The sequence below is a fragment of the Variovorax sp. UC122_21 genome, from assembly GCF_044056785.1.
Lineage (GTDB): Bacteria > Pseudomonadota > Gammaproteobacteria > Burkholderiales > Burkholderiaceae_C > Variovorax.
Map to the genome: position 1 here is coordinate 1,798,855 of NZ_CP172003.1, position 6,146 is coordinate 1,805,000.

The window sequence follows — 6,146 nt, forward strand, 5'->3', positions numbered from 1 at the left end:
CATGCCGACCCTTGTCGAACACCCCATCGCCGGCGTGATCTACCCGGCGGCGGCGCGGGCCGAAGCCGCGCTGGCCAGCGGCGCCTGGATTTCGAGCACCGTGGGCGATGCGCTGCGCGCGACCGCGCGGCGCCATCCGCAGCGCTTGGCCTTCATCGGCGACGACCGCTCCATCGACTTCGCGCAGCTGGACGATGCCACCGAGCGGCTCGGCGCCGCGCTGCTGAGCCTGGGCCTCGCGCCGGGCGACCGCGCGATCTTCCAGCTCGGCACCACGGTGGAGACCGCCATCGCGCTGCTGGCCTGCTTCAAGGCCGGCATCGTGCCGGTGTGCTCGCTGCCGCAGCATCGCGAGATCGAGATCGGCCAGCTCGCAACGCAATCGGGCGCGCGCGGCTACTTCGTGCAGGCGGACTTCGGCACCAGCTTCGACCTGCCGGCCTTTGCCGAAACCATGATGGCGCGCCATGCGTCCCTGCGGCACCTTGTCGTGGTGCGCGGCGAACGGCCGGGCGCGGCCAGCCTGCAGGGGCTGATCGACGACATGCCGCTCGCGCGGGCACGAGAGGTGCTCGCGCGCGTGCGGCTCGGGCTGGCGGACGTGCTGAGCTTCCAGCTGTCGGGCGGCACCACCGGCGTGCCCAAGATCATTCCGCGCTTTCATGCCGAGTACCTGGGGCATTCGGCGGGCTGGATGCGGCGCTACCGCATCGATGCCGACAGCCGGCTGATCTGGTCGCTGCCGCTGATGCACAACGCCGGCCAGCTCTATGCGCTGATTCCGCCCGTGCTGATGGGCGTGCCGGTGGTGCTGATGTCGAAGGTGGACATCCCGCGCATGCTCGACCTGATCGGCAAGCACCGCGTGACGCATGCGCTGTCGATCGGTCCCATCGCGCCGCAGTTGCTGGCCTACCGCGACATCGCGCGCCACGACCTGTCGTCGCTGCGGCTGTTCTCCACCATGAGCCGCGCCGACACCTTGGAGGCGCACCTCGGCGTGCCGTGCTCCAACCTCTACGGCATCACCGAGGGCCTGCTGCTGGGATCGCCCGCCGATGCATCGGTGGAGGCGCGCCATCGGACGCAGGGCTGCTCGGGCTGCGACGACGACGAGATCCGCCTGCTCGAGCCGGCGTCCGAAGAGCCGGTGCCGCAGGGGCTGGCGGGCGAGCTGTGCTTTCGCGGTCCGTCGAGCCTGACCGGCTATTTCGCCAACGCGCAAGCCAATGCCGAGTCGTTCACCGCCGACGGTTTCTACCGCACCGGCGACATGGTGACGGCGCACCGCGTGGATGGCGTGCTGCACTACGCATTCGAGGGCCGCCTGCGCGACAACATCAACCGCGGCGGCGAGAAGATCGGCTGCGAGGAGGTCGAGGGCCATGCGAGCCAGCATCCGGCCGTGGCCGATGCCAAGCTGGTCGCGATGCCCGATCCCTTCTATGGCGAGAAGGGCTGCATCTTCATCATCCCGCGCCCCGGCATGGCGGCACCGGACGTGCAGGCGCTCGGGCGCTTCCTGGTCGAGCGCGGGCTGGCGAAATACAAATGCCCCGAGCGCGTGGAGGTGGTGGCCGAGTTCCCGCTCACGCGCGTGGGCAAGGTCGACAAGCCCGCCATGAAGCAACGCATCGCGGCCTTGCTGCAGCAGGAGCAGCAGCCATGAGCGCGCCCGTGCCCATCGAGTACCTGCGCAGCGAACGCCCGCTGGTCGTGCGTCGCCGCGTGCGCTGGGGCGAGTGCGACCCGGCCGGCGTGGTCTACACCGCGACCTTCGCCGACTACGTGATCTCGGCCGCCGAGCTGTTCTACGGCGTGTTGTTCGGCACCACGCCGCAGCAGGCGAAGAACGCGCAGGGCTTCGGCACGCCGAGCCGGGCGCTGTCCTTCGACTTCGTGCGCTCGCTGCGGCCCGACGACGAATTCGACATGACGGTGCGCGTGGCCGAGGTGAGAAGCCGCACCTACGTGCTGGCGATCGCCGCGACCACGCCGCAGGGCGAGCCGGTGTTCGACGCGCTGCTCACGCCGGTGTGCGTGGCGCGGCCCGAGCGCACTTCCATCGAGATACCGCCCGCGTTCCGCCAGGCGCTGCTGGACTACCAGCGCGATTGCTCCGCGGCGGGCGTTCCATCGACACCCGAGGAGTCCACCCCATGAAGATCGAGATCATCGGTGCCGGCCCGGCCGGCCTGTACTTCGCGCTGCTGGCGAAGAAGCACGATCGCTCGCACCGGATCACGGTGCACGAGCAGAACCCCGAGGGCGCCACCTACGGCTGGGGCGTCGTCTTCTCCGACATCGGGCTGTCGTTCCTGAAGGAGGCCGATCCGGATTTCTTCCAGGCCTTCATCGCGCACCACGAGCGCTGCGACTACATGGAGATCGTCCATCGCGGCACCCATGTGCAGGTGCATGGCAACCATTTCTCGCGCACCTCGCGCATCGACATGCTGCGCGTGCTGCAGCAGGCCTGCGAGCGCGAGGGCGTGCGCATCGAGTATGGCCGGCGCGTCGAGGACGCTCGGGCGCTGGCGGCCGATTGCGACCTGCTGGTCGCGGCCGATGGCGGCAACAGCGCGGTGCGCACCCAGATGGCCGAGCAGTTCCGCCCGCGGTTCGTGCGCCGGCGCAACAAGTTCGCCTGGTACGGCACGCACCAGCGCTTCCATCCGGTCTCGCTGATCTTTCGCGAAACCGCGCATGGCGTGTTCATCGCGCACAGCTACCAGTACGGGCCGGAGCTGTCGACCTTCCTGGTCGAAGTGGACCCCGACACCTGGCGGCGCGCGGGGCTCGACACCGCGAGCGAGGAGGAGAGCCGGCGCTTCTGCGCCGAGGTGTTCCGTCCCGAGCTCGGCGGCAATGAACTGCTGACCAACCGCTCGCTCTGGTTCGAGGCCAACATCGTCAGCAACGAGCGCTGGAGCCACGGCAACATCGTGCTGCTGGGCGATGCGCTGCGCACGGTGCATTTCTCGCTGGGATCGGGCACGCGCATGGCGATGCAGGACGCGATCGCGCTGCATCGCGGCGTGGTCGCCCATCCGGCGGACCTGCCGGCCGCGCTGCAGGCCTTCGAGTCCGCGCGGCGCGATGCCTCGAGCAGCTTCCAGCAGTCGGCCAGCCGCAGCCTCGACTGGTACGAGAACGTGGGCGAGCGCATGCACCTGGACCCGCTGCCATTCGCCTACGACTACATGCGCCGCACCGGCAAGGTCAGCCACGAGGACCTGCGCCAGCGTGACCCGCACTTCACCCGCGCCTGCGAGGCGCTGCAGCCTGCCGCCTGACGCGGCCCTTCCACAGGAGACGACCATGTTCCCGATTTTTCGCGCGACGACGCGTCGCGCGATGGCGTTCTGCGCCCTCGCGCTGGCCACCACCCCGCTGCTGGCGCAGGGCAGCTACCCGACGCAAACGGTGCGCAGCGTGCTGCCGTACTCCGCGGGCAGCGGCCCCGATGCCGTGATGCGGCATGTCGGCGAGCTGCTGGCGCGCGACTGGAACCAGTCGGTGGTGGTGGACAACAAGCCCGGCGCCAACGGCTGGCTGGCCATCGGCGAGGTGAACCGTGCCCGTCCCGACGGCCACACGCTGCTGACGCTGGACAGCACCTACATGGCGCTGCAGCCGCACCTGTACCGCAAGCTGCCCTTCGATCCGGTGCGCGACTTCGAGCCGGTGGCCGGGCTCTACACCACCGGCTTCTTCGTCGTGGTGGGGGCCAACTCGCCGTGGAAATCGGTGGCCGACCTGGTGAATACGGCCCGGGCCAAACCCGAGGGCGTGAGCTATGGCAGCTGGGGGCAGGGCAGCGTGGCCCATGTGGGCACCGCGCAGTTCGAGGCCGCCGCGGGCATCAGCATGATGCACGTGCCCTTCAAGGAGCTGCCGCAGCTCTACACGGCCGTGGCCACCGGCGAGGTCGACTGGGCCTTCGGCTCGGCCGCCACCGTGGGGCCGCTGTACCGCGCGGGCAAGGTGAAGCTGCTGGCCTATGCCGGCGGTGCGAAGCGCCTGGCCGGCTACGAGAACGTGCCCACGCTGGCCGAGGCCGGCGGGCCCGCGGGCATGGAGGTCGGCACCTGGGTGGCCATCTATGCGCCGAAGAACACGCCGGCGCCGACGGTGGAGCGCATCCAGGCCGGCGTCGCCAAGGCGCTGATGCAGCCCGCGGTGCGCGAGCGCATGGCCGGCTTCGGTTTCGAATCCTGGCGCGCCGGGCCCGCCGAGCTGGCGCGGGCGCAGGCCGCCGACACCCAGCGCTACGCCCAGGTGGTGCAGCGCGCCCGCATCGCACTCGATTGAGCCCATCAAAGGAGAACCCCATGAACCGCAACTTCCGCATCGGCCAGATCGTGCCGAGCTCCAACATCACCATGGAGACCGAGATCCCAGCCATGCTGCGCGCGCGCGAGGCGCAGCGCCCCGGCGAACGCTTCACTTTCCATTCGAGCCGCATGCGCATGCACAAGGTGACGAAGGAGGAGCTGGCCGCGATGAACAAGGAGAGCCTGCGCTGCGCCGCCGAACTGGCCGACGCGCAGGTGGACGTGATGAGCACGGCCTGCCTCGTCGCCATCATGGCCATGGGCCTGGGGTACCACCGCCAGACCGAGCGCGAACTGACCGAGGTGGCGCGGGCCAACCGCTGCCTGGCGCCGGTGATGACCTCGGCCGGCGCGCTGGTCGAGGGCCTCAAGACCCTGGGGGCGCGGCGCATCGCGCTGATGGCGCCTTATATGAAGCCATTGACCGACCTGGTCGTGCAATACATCGAGCACGAGGGCATCGAGGTGGTCGATGCCATCTGCTTCGAGATCCCCGACAACCTCGAGGTGGGCCGGCGCGACCCGCTGCAGTTGCTCGACGACGTGAAGCGGCTGGACACCCGCCGTGCCGACGTCATCGTCGCCTCGGCCTGCGTGCAGATGCCTTCGCTGCCGGCGGTGCAGCGCATCCAGGACGCGACCGGCATTCCCACCGTCTCCACGGCGGTATGCACCGTGCGCCGGATGCTGGAGCACCTGGACCTGGCACCGGTCGTGCCCGGTGCCGGCGCGCTGCTGGCCGGCTGAAACCCTGCTTTTCCTTCCTACAACGAGACGAGAGACAAGACCCATGTTCCGCCATCCCACCCTGGCCCTCGGCCTCGCCGCGACCGCGTGCGGCGCCGCCGCGCAATCCAGCCTCACCGTGTTCGGCATCGTCGATGCGGCGGTGAGCCACTACTCGACCCGCAGCGTCGTGCCCGACGGTCGCCCTTCCTTCCTGCTCCCGCCCGGATCGCGTTCGAGCTTGCGCAGCAGCCAGACGGTGCTGTCCAGCGGAAGCTCGCTGCCCAGCCGCATCGGCTTTCGCGGCACGGAGGACCTGGGCGGCGGCCTGGCGGCCAGCTTCTGGCTCGAATCGCCGCTGGCCAACGACAACGGCGCCGTGGGCCTCGGCACCTTCGCGCGCCGCTCCACCGTGAGCCTGTCGGGCGGCTTCGGCGAGATCCGGCTCGGGCGCGACTACACGCCCACCTTCTGGAACGACACGCTGTTCGATCCGTTCAGCAACATCGGCGTGGGCGGGAACCTGATCGGCTCGGTCAACACCCGGCTGGCCGTGGCCACTGCGCGCGCGACCGGCGATCCGCTCAACGGCGGTCTGCCCGGCGGGCCCGACAACTACGTGCGCACGGCCAATGCCATCGGCTACTTCCTGCCGGCCGGGCTGAATGGGCTGTATGGGCAGGTCCAGTACGCCCTGCACGAGAACGTCAAGCGTGACGAGGAAGTTGGCAGTCCGTCGCGACGGGGTGCGGAAGCCGGGCTGCGCCTTGGCTATGCCGCCGGCGCCTTGGACGTGGCGGGCACCTTCGTCCAGAGCACGGTGGGCGATGCCTGGCTGCCCGGTGGCGTGCACGGCACGCGAAAGGTCAGGAGTGCCAGCCTCGGCGCGTCCTACGATGTCGGCGGCGCGAAGCTGTTCGGCGAAGTCTCGCGCGTCGCCGACGAGGCGCGCAGCGCGTTCGCGGCGAATGGCTTCCAGGTGCCGACGTCGATCACGGGCATTTACCAGGGCGCGTTGCTGGGGATCACCGTGCCGCTGGGCGCGGGACAGATCCGCGCCGCCTACTCGCGCGTGAAGTTCGA

Annotated in this window: 6 protein-coding genes (1 of these 6 running past the window's edge); all 6 read left to right on the plus strand. The window is 69.9% G+C overall.

Features of this window, described 5'->3' with window-relative positions:
• The first annotated feature begins 1 nt into the window (after position 1).
• Tightly spaced (at most 43 nt apart), the 6 genes in view from ACHMXE_RS09250 to ACHMXE_RS09275 form a layout consistent with a single transcriptional unit that may run on beyond the window.
• Positions 2-1,669, plus strand: coding sequence for an AMP-binding protein (locus ACHMXE_RS09250; RefSeq protein WP_203207764.1), 1,668 nt, complete (start codon positions 2-4; stop codon positions 1,667-1,669).
• Positions 1,666-2,163: a thioesterase family protein gene (locus ACHMXE_RS09255; protein ID WP_203207763.1), complete on the plus strand. Its 498-nt coding sequence runs from the start codon at positions 1,666-1,668 to the stop codon at positions 2,161-2,163. The genes ACHMXE_RS09250 and ACHMXE_RS09255 overlap by 4 nt, the downstream gene beginning before the upstream one ends.
• The gene (locus ACHMXE_RS09260; protein WP_395345799.1) at positions 2,160-3,296 is read left to right on the plus strand and encodes an FAD-dependent monooxygenase; all 1,137 of its coding nucleotides are present in this window, start codon (positions 2,160-2,162) and stop codon (positions 3,294-3,296) included. Before ACHMXE_RS09255 ends, ACHMXE_RS09260 begins: the two co-directional genes overlap by 4 nt.
• A 25-nt stretch (positions 3,297-3,321) precedes the next feature.
• Complete coding sequence (locus ACHMXE_RS09265) at positions 3,322-4,314, plus strand: Bug family tripartite tricarboxylate transporter substrate binding protein (RefSeq protein WP_395345800.1); 993 nt, start codon at positions 3,322-3,324, stop codon at positions 4,312-4,314.
• A 20-nt stretch (positions 4,315-4,334) separates the two neighbouring features.
• Complete coding sequence (locus ACHMXE_RS09270) at positions 4,335-5,084, plus strand: aspartate/glutamate racemase family protein (RefSeq protein WP_203207761.1); 750 nt, start codon at positions 4,335-4,337, stop codon at positions 5,082-5,084.
• A 43-nt stretch (positions 5,085-5,127) separates the two neighbouring features.
• Positions 5,128-6,146, plus strand: partial view of a porin gene (locus ACHMXE_RS09275; RefSeq protein ID WP_395345801.1) — the 5' portion only. The gene runs 268 nt beyond the window's last position; the window shows 1,019 of its 1,287 coding nt (coding positions 1-1,019); its start codon is at positions 5,128-5,130; the stop codon falls past the right edge of the window.